Source organism: Thermoleptolyngbya sp. PKUAC-SCTB121 (assembly GCF_016919485.1).
In the GTDB taxonomy this organism is placed as follows: domain Bacteria; phylum Cyanobacteriota; class Cyanobacteriia; order Elainellales; family Elainellaceae; genus Thermoleptolyngbya; species Thermoleptolyngbya sichuanensis.
In genome coordinates this window covers 1,767,855-1,782,542 of sequence record NZ_CP070366.1, presented here as the reverse complement: position 1 = coordinate 1,782,542, position 14,688 = coordinate 1,767,855, and the positions used below count along the sequence as shown (strand labels likewise).

At 57.3% G+C, this 14,688-nt stretch carries 8 protein-coding genes; 3 read left to right on the top strand and 5 right to left on the bottom strand.

Annotated elements, in window-relative coordinates; translation table 11 throughout:
- Positions 1 to 118: 118 nt before the first annotated feature.
- Both JTM80_RS07485 and JTM80_RS07480 read right to left on the bottom strand, forming a co-directional pair.
- Positions 119 to 2,545, bottom strand: coding sequence for a tetratricopeptide repeat protein (locus tag JTM80_RS07485; protein ID WP_205370888.1), 2,427 nt, complete (start codon positions 2,543 to 2,545; stop codon positions 119 to 121).
- A gap of 258 nt (positions 2,546 to 2,803) precedes the next feature.
- Complete coding sequence (locus JTM80_RS07480) at positions 2,804 to 4,993, bottom strand: carbohydrate porin (RefSeq protein WP_205370887.1); 2,190 nt, start codon at positions 4,991 to 4,993, stop codon at positions 2,804 to 2,806.
- Positions 4,994 to 6,090: 1,097 nt separating this feature from the next.
- Between JTM80_RS07480 and JTM80_RS07475 the strand changes: the two genes are divergently transcribed.
- The 3 genes from JTM80_RS07475 to JTM80_RS07465 all read left to right on the top strand — a co-directional run bounded on the left by JTM80_RS07475 (position 6,091) and on the right by JTM80_RS07465 (position 8,985).
- Positions 6,091 to 6,795, top strand: a complete 705-nt coding sequence (locus JTM80_RS07475) for a hypothetical protein (protein WP_205370885.1) — start codon at positions 6,091 to 6,093, stop codon at positions 6,793 to 6,795.
- Between the two features lie 593 nt (positions 6,796 to 7,388).
- Positions 7,389 to 8,594, top strand: a complete 1,206-nt coding sequence (gene fmdA / locus JTM80_RS07470; protein WP_172358650.1) for a formamidase — start codon at positions 7,389 to 7,391, stop codon at positions 8,592 to 8,594.
- Between the two features lie 130 nt (positions 8,595 to 8,724).
- Positions 8,725 to 8,985 carry an FmdB family zinc ribbon protein gene (locus JTM80_RS07465; protein WP_172358651.1) on the top strand — a complete coding sequence of 87 codons (261 nt, stop codon included), beginning with the start codon at positions 8,725 to 8,727 and terminating at the stop codon, positions 8,983 to 8,985.
- Between the two features lie 7 nt (positions 8,986 to 8,992).
- Here JTM80_RS07465 and uvrC read toward each other — a convergent pair whose 3' ends face one another.
- From uvrC to JTM80_RS07450, 3 genes are all read right to left on the bottom strand, one after another.
- Entirely contained in the window at positions 8,993 to 10,903 is a 1,911-nt protein-coding gene (uvrC, locus tag JTM80_RS07460; protein ID WP_205370884.1) for an excinuclease ABC subunit UvrC, read from the bottom strand.
- A gap of 286 nt (positions 10,904 to 11,189) precedes the next feature.
- Positions 11,190 to 12,512 (bottom strand): ATP-dependent RecD-like DNA helicase, encoded by a 1,323-nt coding sequence (locus tag JTM80_RS07455; RefSeq protein ID WP_205370883.1) that lies wholly within the window; start codon positions 12,510 to 12,512, stop codon positions 11,190 to 11,192.
- Positions 12,509 to 14,662 carry a CHASE2 domain-containing protein gene (locus tag JTM80_RS07450; RefSeq protein ID WP_172358654.1) on the bottom strand — a complete coding sequence of 718 codons (2,154 nt, stop codon included), beginning with the start codon at positions 14,660 to 14,662 and terminating at the stop codon, positions 12,509 to 12,511. The genes JTM80_RS07455 and JTM80_RS07450 overlap by 4 nt, the downstream gene beginning before the upstream one ends.
- Between the last annotated feature and the right edge of the window lie 26 nt (positions 14,663 to 14,688).

Genomic DNA, 14,688 nt, shown 5'->3' with positions numbered 1-14,688 from the left:
AAGACTGAATCCGCAAAAATAACACCGACCGTTCAGCATTGAAAATAGTCTGCTAGACGGTCGGTGTTGAGGCTATGAAAGTCGAGAATTGGGTGACTTTTTAGACAGGCTCCCAGCCTCAGAAACGCTCCCAATAGGGCTGAAATCCGCGCTGTTGCAAAAAGCTTTCTTCGATTTGCTGGGCCTGGCGGACAAGAACCTGATTCATGCCGCCCATCTGCGCCGCTTGAGACTGCATGGCTGCAATTTGCGCCAGCGCTTCGAGCTTGTTGCCCTGGGCAGCGGTTAATCCCAAGAGCGCACTCTGTGCCGCTGGGTTGTTCGGCTGAATAGCTAGCACCTCGCTGTAGATCATCGATGCTGAGTTATAGCGACGCTGCTGGAATCGCACGCCGCCCAGAGCTGATAGGGCATCGATATTGCCGGGCGATCGCCGCAAAATTTCCTCATAGGCTTGGGCCGATAGTCCCAAATTGCCCTGCTCCTGAGCCAACTGCGCCTGTACAAAATAAGCGCCGAGGTTGTCTGGGTCGCGGGCGATAATCTGGCGGATCTGCGCCTGGGCAAGCTGGGGATTGCGAACCGACACAACCTGGAGTTGGCGAATCCGCACCGGAATATTCTCCGGATCTGCCTGGAGCAGTGCATTGTACAACGGCTCTCGCTGGGGGTTGGCGGGCAAGGCCCCGGCCAGGCTGTACAGTTCTGGCGGGGTGTCGGTCAGCGGGCGGCTGGCCAGCCACGCATTCAGCACGGCTTCGGCTTCCCCAACGCCTAGGAACCCTGCCTGATAGGCGAGGCTGGTGCGCCCCAGTACCTTGGCGTAGTCCGTTGGGTCGAGGGCGACAATCTGGTCGTAGATCGTCAGCGCTTCGGCCGTGCGCCCCTGGGATTGGCGGATGCCTGCCAGCCCTTGCAGCGCTCCAATCACCACGCCGCGATCGCCCGGATTGCTGACCAGGATGGACTGGTAGCGCTGGGCGGCGGCTTCGGGATTGCCCTCGCGGCGGTCGATTTCTGCCAGCAGCAGTTGAATTGCGAAGGGGTCTTGCTGACCTGCTGAGGTGGCGGAATAGGCCACCAGCGCACTGCGGGCAGAGGCTAAATCTCCTCGTCGAATGTGGATTTGGGCGATGCGGAAGTTCAGAAATGGCTCGTTCACCCCAGAATTTACCAAGGCCTGGTAGTAGGGCAGTAGCTCAATGCTGGGGGAATCAAGTCGGATGAGGGCCTGGGCAATCGCCCTGAGTTGTGCCGGATCGGGAGGGAGCGGCTGAAAATAGGTCTGGAGCCGCTGCTGGAATGTTTGGTTTGTAATCAGCCCGACCTGGCGTTCTAGAACGGCCACCTGCACCTGCAAGCCCACGTCGGTCGGCTGCTGCTGGGACAGTTGGCGATAGACTTCCAGCGCAAGGCCCTGCTCCGACGGATAGCCGCTCAGCACGTCTGCCACCTCTCGCGCCATGCCCACCGTGAGCTGGGGCGACTGAAGCACCTCTCGATACAGGGCGATCGCCTCCTGAGCATAGGCGGGACTGCTGCTGTAGCGGGCAATATCGTTCAGCGCCCGCGCCAGGGCCAGGCGAGAATCCTGGCGACCTCGCAGCGGCGTGATCACCGAAGCCGCCTGGTTGACCTGGCCATTGGCGGCATAGGCCGATGCCAGCGCCGAGCGGATTTGAATCGTGATGCTGTCGAGGGTGCGCGATCGCCGCAGTTCTGCCTCCAGCACTTCTACCGCCTGGCCCGCACTCCCCGTTTCTCGCAGAGCCAGGGCATAGGCAATCGCCTGTCCATCCCGAATGGGTCGGCCCGTCGCCCGATAGCGGTTAAACAAGTCCAGACTGCGCTGATATTCTCCGGCGTAGGCGTGGATTTCTGCCGCACCCAGCACCGCTTCGGGGGTTGGGTTGTTTTGCAGCACAATGGCATAGTCTGCCAGCGACTCGGCAAAGCGCCCCTGATAGCCCAGCAACAGCGCCCGCTGGGCCCGCGCTTCGTTGTCGTTGGGGTTAATCGTGAGCAATCGGTTTAGCGCTTCGATCCCTTGCGCCTGCCATTCGGGACGAAATCCGCCCAGCACGCCCACCGTCAACAGCGCCAGCCGATTGTTGGGGTCTAACTCCAGCACGCGGCGATAGGCATTGAACGCATCGGCATCGCGCCCAGCCCGACGAAGGGCGATCGCCAAACCCAACTGCGCCTCCAGCGATTGCGAATTAGAGCGGAGTACTTGTTGAAAAACGCGAATCGCCTGATCCACCAGCCCTTGGTTGAGCAGCGTATAGCCCCGACGCACTTCCGACGGAACCGCTTGGGCTAGGGCAGGTGGCGCGGTTAGTGTCAGCGTTCCCAGCAGAGAACTGCTCAACAGCGCCAGCCCAGCCAAACAACCGATTTGTGTTTGCAACTGTTTCATCAGTCTGCCAATCTGCCTCAAAATGGGGTTGTCATAATGGGGTTTCCGCCCTAGGCGATCGCCCCTATGGATTGCCTCAACGGGCGGCATCTCATCAAAATTACGCGCTGCCCAAAACCGTTCCAAGCTGGAATGATTCTGGGTTGCTAACGGGCACCTCGAAAAATTCAGATCCTCTTGAGAATGGCTACGAAAAAACTAGGGTTTCAGGCTCCTAAAATTCTCAGTAAGGCAATTAATCGAGGTGACCTAACTTTAGTCATCCTCTAGTCATCTGGTGGGCGCAGATGAACCACGCCCGTTGAATACTCAACTCCAGCCGCGTGACCAAACAGGGGAGGAACCAAACAGGGGGGACTGAACGGGGGGCGACGCGACAGCGACTTAGAAACTGCCGCGCGGCAGGACATCGAAATCAGCCCTCAGGCGAACCCCAGCAATGGATTCCGAAAATTCATTGAGCTGCTGGAACGTAAAGCCCATGCGGATATTGCGAGCCACAGGCAGGTCATAGAAGACCTCTAGCACATCGGGACGGCGGGCCCCGGCACTTTGACGTAGACCCGCGTTGGAAAGTGCCTGACCGTAGCCCAAACCGAGGCGATCGCCATCCCGGAACAGGTCAAACAAGTTGAATCCAAAGCCATAGGTATCGCCCGACTCATCCAGATCCCGGTTGTAATACTGACCGTAGCGCCCAAACAAACCCAAATTGAGTTCAGGAATGAACAGTTCAGCATTCACGCCATAAGCGCTTTCCCGATCATCCGAATCAATCCCAAACGTCCCGTCTCCCCGTGGGGCGCTACCCGACTCGCGGAAGCCGTCATTTTTGCCGCCGTCGATCGACGACGTATACGTCCCTCGCAGGATCAGGTTGCCGACTCGGAACCCGATTTCGCCCGCAAACGCATTCAGCGCAAAGTCATCAATACTCCGACCCGAAGAGAAGGTCGCAACCTTTGCTTCTAAGTTGTCAGTAATGCTCCAGTTCAGCAAAATACCAGGACGAGAACCAATCGCCGCTGCTGCCAGTGCCGGGTTGGTCTGAAACACAGGATTGAAAAAGTGCGTCAGCGAGTCTTTGGCAAAGCTATTGCGGTCAAAATAAGATGTCAAATCCATCTGCCCCGCCACCAGACGCAGACTGGGGATATCAGGCAGAGATGCCGCGATGTAAAGCTCATTTAGGTTCAGACCGTCATCGTCCGTAAACGCCTCACCTGTTGCCAAATCCAGTGAGCCTCCCACTAGGAAATTGGGAGAGAACGGATAGATGCCGCTCAGCCGTCCTCGTGCCGAAAATTCGTCGGCTTGGTAAATTGCCCCTGCTTGAAATTGCAGGACGGGTTGAGTCAGGGCTTCGCGTCGTCCTGGCAGAGTCTCCTGCCCCGTGGTTGCGGGAAAGGGCTGACCCAACACGGGCGCACTGGGAACGGGCGCAAGCTGGTTTGCCGTACCCGGTGGCGCAACGGGAATCGTTTGAATCCCTGGCTGCTGAAATCCCGGTTGCTGCAAGCCAAAGCCTGGATTTTGCGTCGGCAGCGGCGCAGGCTGGATAGGCTGGGTGTTTGGCACAAAGGTCGGTGGTAGAGTCTGTGCTAGCACAGGGCCCATTGACGCTGCACCCCCAGTAGGAACGGTCTGGCTTTGGTAAGGCGGCGGCGGCAGCGGCGTAGAGGGGTTGCCGGTTCTAGAAGGCGCAGCAGGGACGCTCAGCGGCGCAAACTCCAGCGGTGGAACTGTGGGGACTGCGGCGGGCCCTTGCCAGGTCGGCATCGGCCACCCCGGAGTTTGGGACTGCATCGCACTCCCAGACATGCCCATCGGTAGGATCGGAGCGCTGGCGCTCATGCCACTTTGGGTTGCATAGCCATGGCCATATTCGCCATGGCCATAGCTGGGCTGTCCTATGCTGGGCTGTCCCATGTAGCCATAGTTTGAGCCATAGTTTGGCCGCCCTGTAGCAACGCTACCTGGAGCGCTGTAGGGTGTGGCATAGCCCGGAGCCATACCGTAGCCAGGAATGCTGGGAACCCCACCAGGTGTGAGGCCCATCGGGCTGGCCAGTGGCTGACTGCCGTAGCCATATCCTGGCATTCCACCGGGTATCGATAGAGCCACGCCCTGGGGCATGGGTGGTTGAAAGACAAAGCTTGCATTCGGATTCAAGGCTTGTCCGGGAAAGGCTTGTCCGGGAGCCGAGACGGGTGCGTAGGGATTGGCATAGCCGATGGCCGATCCGCTGGGGTAGCCATAGCCTGCTACGGGCATCTGCACGACGACGGGGACAGGCGTGCCGTTGGGCAGATAGCCGATGACGGTGGCTGGATAAGTGGCTGGGCCGCCTGCAATGTTGCCCTGTCCATTGTTGCTCAGTCCATTACTAAAACCGTTACCAGCGCTGGGCACAGGCTGGACTGGATAACCTGGCTGAGCTGGCATATAGAATACGAAGGGAGCCGAGGAACTGGGGCTTGGGCCCTGTGGCAATGCACCAGCCATTCCAGACTGTGGTGTGCCGTAGGCGGTTGGGAGGGGAGAGCTTGGGGTTCCGGGAAGCAGTCCAGGCATTTGCCCAGTCATCTGGACGGGCATTGGAGGGATAGCAGCCGTACCGCCGACTGGAGCGCCCGGGGTGACGGGGTAAAACGTGAAGGGAGTAGAGGAACCCGCGATCGACCCTGGAAGTTCTGAAGATAGGGTTGAAGGTGCAGCCGTAGGGATGGTTGAGGCTGATGCCGGGGGGGCAGGTTCAACAGCCACCCCGATCCTGATAAAACTGTTTGGGTTGATTGAGACCCCTGCTGCATTTGCCGCTGCGGACTCGGCCGCTGCGATCGCACGGGTCATTTCGGGGTTTGCACTATTAGGGTCTGCACTACTTATGTTGGAAGCAGTCGGGTCGGAAGTAGTCGGGTCGGAAGCAATTGGCGCGGCAGGTGGATTATGTTGGGCGATCGCCGGACGCAGAGCCTCAGATAAATTTTTGCTCACCGCTACTGGTTCATGGGCACCCCCCCCGCTGGCTGAGTTTGTCGGAATCTCTGGAGTCGCGCTCTGTGACAGGAAATTGGAATCGGAAGGGGGCTGAGCCGGCACATTAGCAGAGGCAGATCCTGTGGCAGTGTTGGCAAGCACGAGTCCCAATCCTAGCCAGACCAGCGCAGAACTGGAGGTGGATCGGCTATTGAGCGAGATACTCTTGAGCAAACTGGTTAATATCCAAGCCATGAATCACTTCCGCATCATGATGAAGGTTTTAAGGGTTGGGGGCAACCTTATGTAGGTTAGATGAAGTTTGAGGCGGATTTACGTTCAAACTTTGTGGATTTCGTGCGATCGCCCAACTCATGTTTAGACTCGACTTGTACCGATCGTCAATCAAAATCTGGTTCATCGATTAACCCATCCCGTCCACTGTACATTGTCCCCATCGGTAGATCCGGTTCAGATTCTGAAAATTGTCCATTCCTAAACATTACTCACCCCCCTTATCGGTTCTCATGTTGTCGTTCCTACGCCAAGCTAGCCAAATCGCCCTCATTCAAGCGCAAAACCAAGCTCGAAAAATAGCCTTCAGCACTATGTCCCGAACCCTGTCCAACACAACTCGTCAAACGACTAATTTGATCTTCAAAAGACTGGTTCTCTTAGGGCTGATTTCGGTTATGGCAGTTGGTTCTCTGAGCTGCTCGTCTGCCCCTACGAACTTGCGTGGTCTGACCAACTCCGGCACCCCACTTAACTTATCTATTCGCGAAATCCAGGACGAAGGCGGTGGTACGTATACGGTTTCGGGCACGACCTCCCTGCCCAGCAAGACCAAAATCACGGTTTCTGCGGTTCGATATTTGGTCGAAGGCGCAAACCCTGAAACCAATAGCGAAACCGATATTCCCTACGCCATTCTGGATCGTCAGATTGCTGAAGTCGGACAAGGAAACTGGCAGGCGGAGCTAAACCTGTGGCAGATTGCGCCAGATGGAAAGTTTCAGGAAGCCTGGCAATTGAGCCAGCAAGATGCGAATGTGATTTTCAATCCGGATACCAATGTGACGTTTTTGGCAACCTTTGATCCGGTCAATCAACCTGAAAACTTTAAGGCAGAAGTAGAAAAGCTAGATACGTCGCTCCAGGCTGCTCTGGCACGCTTTACGCCCGATGGGGAACTGTATCTGCAAGCGAGTCGGATGATGGCGATCGCCTTGCCCACAGGACAAACCACCCCGCCCCAAACCTCTCGACTCGCAGGTGGAGTTCGTCGCAGCAAGCGCACAGCCGCATCGCGAACCAGTCAGGCTAACGCGACTCAAGAATCGACCTCCTGGCGTAAAACAACTGCACCGCTGAAGCCGGACGAAATGCTGCGATAGATTGCTTGCCTGTAAGTTGTTCTGATTAGGCCAGTTAGGCAAGCTGGGGTTTGAATTCGGCTCTCGATAGTTTTCTTAAGCCTTTCCTAGAAGGGGCTTGCGAGAAAGGAATTACACGACAGAAACCATCTTTCCAGATGATTGAAGCGGGAGGATTAAAGCGCTTCAGGATTCCTGGGGAGATGGTTTTAATTTTTGTTTTTGTGTTGCGTTAAATGAAGTTATAAAAAAGATTGCAAATGATGAAACTTTTGGGGTAGGGCGATCGCCCTGAATTTGCCTTTTTGCAGCAGGGAAGCCACGTCTTTCAGTAGTCGATTTGACAGTTTATATGAGTGCCTGAGCATACGATACGAACTTGCTAAACAGCTTTTAACCTGATTTCAAATGTTGAGGCATATATGTTGAGGCATATAAAGAGTCAATCAAAGAGTCAATCAAAGAGTCAATCAAAGAGTCAATACCGGAAGGGCTATACAGGCTTTTACCTGCGCTCCTGGGTTATGCAACGCTGCCGATTTGCAATTCTATAAAAACGAAATAACTCAAGCAAGAAATGATTCATCAATCCCAAACAATTGGGGAGACTTCCTATGCCAAAAACACTATTTAAGGTAGATTTGACCAAACCAATGAACGAGCAGGAATTGCCTGGGCACAATCGCTGGCATCCAGAAATTCCTGCCGTCGTATCTGTCAATCCGGGGGACATCTTTCGGATTGAATGTAAGGACTGGACTGATGGGCAAATCAAGAACAACGACAGTCCTGACGATATCCGCGATGTGGATTTGACCGTGGTGCATGTCCTCAGCGGGCCAATCTGGGTCAATGGGGCCCAGCCGGGAGATATTCTGGTGGTGGATCTGCTCGATATTGGGGCATTGCAGGGGGATGAATGGGGCTTTACGGGGATTTTTGATAAGAAAAATGGGGGCGGCTTTTTAACCGATCATTTCCCAGATTCTGCGAAGGCAATTTGGGATTTTCAAGGTATTTACACCACTTCAAGGCACATTCCAGGAGTGCGGTTTGCAGGCATTATTCACCCTGGACTGATCGGCTGCGCTCCATCCCATGAATTGCTCGCAACCTGGAACCAGCGCGAAGCAGAACTCGTGCAGACTGCGCCCGATTTGCGAACCTACGGAGCGGGGCTTTCGGGCGATGCACCCGTCTTGGCGGCCTTGCCGAACCCGACGAACGCTATTCTGGGTACGCTTCCGGCTTCTGAGTATGGGCGAGTTGCGGCCGAAGCGGCGCGAACCGTGCCACCGCGAGAACATGGAGGCAACTGCGACATTAAGAACCTCTCGAAGGGCACGCGCATTTACTTTCCGGTTTACGTCGAAGGCGCAAAGCTTTCGATGGGGGATATTCACTTCTCCCAAGGGGATGGAGAAATTTCGTTCTGCGGTGCGATCGAAATGTCGGGCTATATCGATCTGCATGTGGACATCATCAAGGGCGGCATGGAGAAGTATGGCATGGTGAATCCTATCTTTAAGCCGGGCCCTGTTGAACCTAGATATTCGGAATACCTGGTTTTTGAGGGAATTTCGGTCGATGAATTCACGGGCAAGCAATATTACATGGATGTCCACATTGCGTATCGGCGGGCCTGTTTGAATGCGATTGAGTATTTGAAGAAATTTGGCTATACGGGCGAACAGGCTTATCTATTGCTCAGTTGTGCCCCGGTGGAAGGGCGGGTGAGTGGCATTGTAGACATTCCAAATGCCTGCGCGACGCTGGCGATTCCGACAGAAATTTTTGATCAAAATATCTTACCTGTTTAGCGATCGCCCTTTTGTCCTACTGCCTCGCCCCGCTACCTTTTTGCCCCGCTACCTTTTTTAGGTATCGCAGAGAAGGAGCTAAGGGTAAGAACTAAAAGTATGAACCAAAATTGCAGGACGCAGAACAACTATGCCGTTGTACGAATTTCGCTGTCCGGAGTGTGGCGTTTTTGATCAGTGGCGATCGCTCGATGAGCGCAACCTCCCTGCTGAATGTCCCACCTGTCAGCAGCCAGCCCAGCGCATTTTCTCGCCGCCGGCCATCCTATCAGGCTCGCTCCGCCTCAAGCAGGAAGCGAAGGAACCCAAACTGATTCAGCGCACAGAAGAGCGATCGCCCCCAAGGGTCAAAAATCACACTGGGGGTCGCCCGTGGATGATTAGCCATTAATTAGCCATTAGGATGATGCTGATTCCGCTTGCAGTTCATCTTCCCGATCCTGCTGCGGATGAAAGTAGTCGTAAATCTGCTGCGCCATTTTGGGGCCGATGCCGGGGACTTCGGTGATTTGCTGGGGAGTGGCTTCGCGCAGATAGTCGATCGAGCGGAAGTGGGCAAGGAGCTGCTTTTGACGGTGATGCCCCAGACCCGGAATATCTTCTAGGCGAGAGCGCCTCATGCGATCGCTCCGCTGCTGTCGGTGAAAGCTGACGGCAAAGCGGTGCGCCTCGTCGCGCAGTCGCCTCAAAAGCTGCACCCCCGGCTGCTCGGCCTCCGTTGTCAGCGGCAGAGACTCCCCCGGCAGAAAAATCTCTTCGCGCTGCTTGGCCAGGCTAACCACCTTCACGTCTTCTAGCAGATTCATCTCCCGCAGCACGGCTACCACCGCCGAAAGCTGCCCCTTGCCGCCATCGATCATCACTAGGTCAGGAAAATCAGGATTGCCCACTCGCTGGAGGTTTGGGTCTTGGGCATAGCGACGAAAGCGACGCTGAATCACCTCCGCCATGCTGGCAAAGTCATCAGAATGCCCCGACTTCACGGTGGGATTTTTGATTTTGTAGCGGCGATAGTGCTGCTTGGCGGGCATTCCGTCGATAAATACGACCTGGGACGCGACGGCATCCGACCCCTGAATATGGGAAATGTCGTAGCCCTCGATGCGGTGGGGCAGGTCGGGCAGGTCGAGGATTTCTGCCAGGTCGAGCATGGCCTGGTTGTTGCGATCGGCAAAGCGCTGGGTGCGAGCCAGTTCATAACCTGCGTTGCGCTCTACCATGTCGATCAGGTCGGCTTTGGTCTGGCGCTGTGGCAAAAAGATGTGTACCTTGCGGCCGCGCCGCTGGGTGAGAAACTCCGCCAGAATGTCGCCATCGGGCAACTCGTGCTGCACCAGGATTTCCGACGGAATCTCGATCGCCTCTACGGTTTGATAATGCTCCTCCAGCACTCGCTGCAAGATGGCTCCCGGCGTGCCCGACTGAGCATCCGCCACAAAGCCCAGCCGCCCCACCAGCCGCCCCGCTCGAATTTGAAAAAGCTGGATACAGGCGTGGTGTTCGTCGGCTGCCAGGGCGATCGCATCTCGTGACACGGTATCGTCTGGCGATTGCACCTTCTGGTCTGCCCCCAGCGACTGAATCCCGCGAATCTGATCCCGCAGCCGTGCCGCATACTCAAAGTTCAGATCTTCGGCCGCCTTTTCCATTGCCGTCGTCAGGATGGCCTCTAGCTCCTGGGTGCGTCCTTGGAAGATCATCGCCACCTTTTGCAGCGTCTTGCGATAGTCCTCCGGGCTAATCAGCCGCTGACATACACCCGGACAGCGCCCAATGTCGTAGTTCAGGCAAGGGCGATCTTTGAAGAGCGGCTGCGGCCGCTGGCGCAGGGGAAACACGCGCTTGACCAAGTTCAGCGTCCGTCGCAGCAGCCCTACATCGACGTAGGGGCCGTAGTAGCGATCCTTGCTGTTGAGCTTGCGCTTGCGGGTGATGAAGATGCGCGGATACTCCTCGCTCCAGGTGATGCAGAGAAACGGATATTTCTTGTCGTCCTTCAGCAGCACGTTGAAATGGGGCTGGTGCTGCTTAATCAGATTGGCTTCCAGCGCCAGCGCTTCAGCTTCGGTATCCGTAACGATGAACTCGATTTCTGCTACCTGCTTGGTCATGCAGGCGATCCGATATTCCCGGTACGGGTCTTCCCGAAAGTAGGACCGCACGCGGCTCCGCAAGCTCTTGGATTTGCCGATGTAAACAATGTTGTCGGCAGCATCGCGCATAAAGTAGACCCCTGGCTCCTGGGGAATTTCCTTGAGCCGCGCTTCTAGGCGTTCGGGGTCTTTAAGTAGGGGCGTGAGAGGAGGCAATGAGGGCACGCAGGACAAGGGGGGGATAGAGATGGGGCGGGTTGATTTTGGATTTTAGATTGACGATTTTGGATTGCCAATCTGATGCATTAATCTGATACACGGTCAGCTTTCCAGCTATTCCATTTCCAGCTATTCCATATGATCCGGGGGGAGAGGTCAGACGTTGAGCGTCGAGACCCAGAGCGTCGGGACTAAGCTGTGTGTACTGCCATATGTACTGCCATATGTACTGCTATGTGTACTACTATTCTAGGCGGCTGTACAGTCGGCGGAGCGATCGCAGTTATTGAAATAGGAAGAGGCGCTGAGCGGCGCGGGTGACGGCGACGTAGAGGAGCTGGTTGCACTCTCGGATGTTGCGGTTGATTAGGGCGTTGGGCACATCTACAAACACGTTTTGGAAGGTTGACCCCTGGGACTTGTGAATGGTCAGGCAGTAGGCGTAGTGGACATCGGCAAAGGCGCTTTTGAGCTGCCAGAACTCGCTCCAGCGCTTGTCTTTGGCGTAGGCATCCAGCAGGTGGGCGTATTGTCCCTGGCTGAGTTCATGGAGGACGCTGAGGCTGCGGTTTTTGCCGTCGTCGGTGAGGACGTGGAGCCGCCAGATATGCCAGTCGCCCTCGGTGGTGGTTTCGACGGACAGGACTTCGCACTCGCTGGAGGTTTGCAGAATCACGGCATCGCCGACGATGTAGGGCGTGTTGGCAACGAGGCGATCGCCCTCCACAAAGCGCGGCGTTTTGTCGCCGTGGATGGCGCGGCGGATCTTGTGGTTTAGCTCCCGGACGCGCTGGTTGGTGTAGGCGAGGGCGCGGACGTAATCGGGGTCTGCTTGATAGGACTCGCTCTGGAAGGCGCGGGTCAGCAGGCGTTCCCAGTCCATGCGGCGGGTGACGATTACGCCTTCGGTGCGATCGCCATTGGCATCCGTCTCAAAGTTGGGCAGGTCGGGGCGGGTGAGGTTGTTGCGGATGGATTCGGCCAGGAGGGCGATCGCCCCCCCATAGCGCACCACTTCGGTCAGGTCGGAACGGTGGTGAATCTGGCTGAACACCAGCGATTCTGGCTCGCCGATGGGCGGCAGTTGGGCAATGTCGCCGACGAATAGAATCTGCGTCTGGCTGAGGAGGCTATTGACGGCGTTGGTGAGCAGTCCCCACATTTCCGCGTTGATCATCGAGGCTTCATCTACCACGACGAGATGATAGCGGTCGAAGTGGTTTTCGCTGTCGCGGTCGGGCTTAAAGACCTGCGTGCCTGAAACCGAATCAATTTCCGGCCGCAGCCCCAGCAGTTTGCAGCAGGTCATGCAGTCGATCTCTAGCCGCCACTCGTCGGCCATGCGCTCTAGCACCTTGGTCGCTTTGTTGCTAAAAGCAGTGAGGACGATGCGGCGGCAATCGCCCTTGTCGCGCAGGCGGCAGATCAGGGCTTGCAGCAGCGTGGTTTTGCCTGTGCCCGCGTAGCCCGTCAGCAGATAGAGTTTTTCGCTGCTGCGGGTAAACTTCTCCAGTTCGCGCAATGCTTTGCGCTGCTGACGGTTGAGCCGGATTCCAGGCAGCGGGTTGGCGATGTCCTTGTCCTTGGAAGAAGGAGCAGGGGTCATGGCGAATGCCCCCGACGGCCGAGATCGGTGATCAGCGTTTTGTCCCATACTATTTGGGTGAGGTCGGTGTCCAGCTTCGACTCCCGATAAATGCGGTGGGCCGCAGTTCCTACCGTGGCCAGCGTGAGGGCGATCGCCGGCGTGGCCACCGGAATCCACACCTGCTGCCCAAATAGCCAAATGCTGCTGCCGATGAGAATGCCGATTGCCGCCACGCTGCCCGCGCCCAGCCTGGCCGGATGTCGCAAAAACCAGCCCAGCCCGCTGCCCACTGCGACCCAGCCGACGATCCACAGCCCCTCTGCCCAATCGGGCCAATAGCCCATCAGCCGCCGCCCGTCTTGCACCAGGCTCAACAACTGGCTGGTGATTTGGGCATGAATGACCACGCCGGGCATCTGGTGTTCGGTCTGCTGGCCGGCGCTGAAGGGCGTGTAGTACAGGTCTTTGCCGCTGGGGGCAGTGGTGCCAATTAGCACAATGCGATCGCGCACCTGATCCGCCGCCACGCGCCCGTTCAGCACATCGGCAAACGCCACCACGGGCGCAGGCGCGTCGGGCGATCGATAGCGCAGCAAAAGCTGATAGCCGCCTGCATCGAGCCGCTGATAGCCGCCCGCAGTCGATTCGAGCGGGGGCAGCGGAATGTCGCCTAGTTCAGTGATGCCAGGATTGGTGGAACTGGTGCGGAGTCCTACGTTTTCACTCGCCAGATACTTTTGCGCCAGCCGCACGGCAAAGGAATGAAACTCACCGCCAAAAATCAGCCCCCGCCGCACGACCCGATCGGCATCCACCAGCAAATCGCTAAAGCCCACCTGCACAGGCGGAACCCCAGGCGGCGGCGGAATTTGGGGCGTGGTGACGCTGCCCAACTGCATGAAGGTGATGACCTTGGGCGATCGCAGTTCTTCCAGCAGCGCCGCCCGGCCCGGTTCCTGAGGCAAATCGCGCCACAGCCCCAGCCCGATGACCCGTGGCTCTGCCTGTTGCAGGATTCGCAGCACCTTGGCCACATCGGCATCTGAGGGGGTCGCCCGACCCAGCGCTTGCAAATCTGCCTCAGAAATGCCCACAATCAGCAGGCGATCGTCTGGCGGCAGGGCGGGTTGCAGCCGGGTCATCTGATCGTAGGCGAGACGCTCCAGGGGTTCCGTCCAGCCGAGGTGTTTTAGCCCCAGGGACAGGGCGGCGGCGGTGGCCGTGGCGATCGCCAGTCCCCGCCAGCCCATCCGCAGGCGATCGCGCCAGGAGAGTGGCGGCAAGGGCTGTGCGCGATGGGCCACCGCAGGCGGCAGCAGCGACGTGGGCGTGTCTGGGAGATCGGTGGGCAGGTCTGCCAGTTGCGCTAGGGCGTGCTGCACCTCTGCCACCGACTGATAGCGCTGGCTAAAGTCATAGCGCACCAGATAGTCGAGAATCAGCATCAGACCGGGGCTAAGCTCCGCCTGATGCTGCCAGAGGACATCCAGGGTTTCTGGGTCTTCTGGCAGTTGCGACGGCGGGCAGCCCGTCACCGCCTGCACCACCGTCATGCCCAGCGCGTAGAGGTCGCTGCAATAGCGGGGCCGCCCCATCAGTTGTTCGCTGGGTGTATAGCCCTGGGTGCCAATGCCCACGGTCACTTCCGTCTGTCCAGAAATGCCCGTCAGCCGCGTCTGAATTTCTTTCACTGCGCCAAAGTCAATCAGCACCAGCTTGCCGTCGGATTTTCGGCGGATCAGGTTGGCGGGTTTGATGTCGCGGTGGATGACCTGATTTTGGTGGACGAAGCTCAGCACGTTGAGAACGTCGTGCAAGAGGGCGATCGCCTCAGGTTCCGAAAACTGCCGTCCGCCCGCAAACTCTTCGCTCAGCGCGTGCCCTTCGATAAATTCCTGAACCAGATAAAACTCTTCGCCCTCCTGAAACGAGTCGTAGAGTTCGGGAATCTGGTCGTGCTGTCCCAGGCGACGCAGCGTTTCTACCTCGGTGTCGAACAGACGACGCGCCACCACCAGCAGGTGCAAATCTTGGCTGACGGGCTTGAACTGCTTGACCACGCATCGACGCGGCTGCTGCTCATCTTCGGCCAGGTAGGTTTGTCCAAAGCCACCTGCCCCCAAAATAGTAATAATGCGATAACGCCCGCCAAGCACAGTCCCCAGCATGGACAATTCGTTGCTCAGTGCTCAAT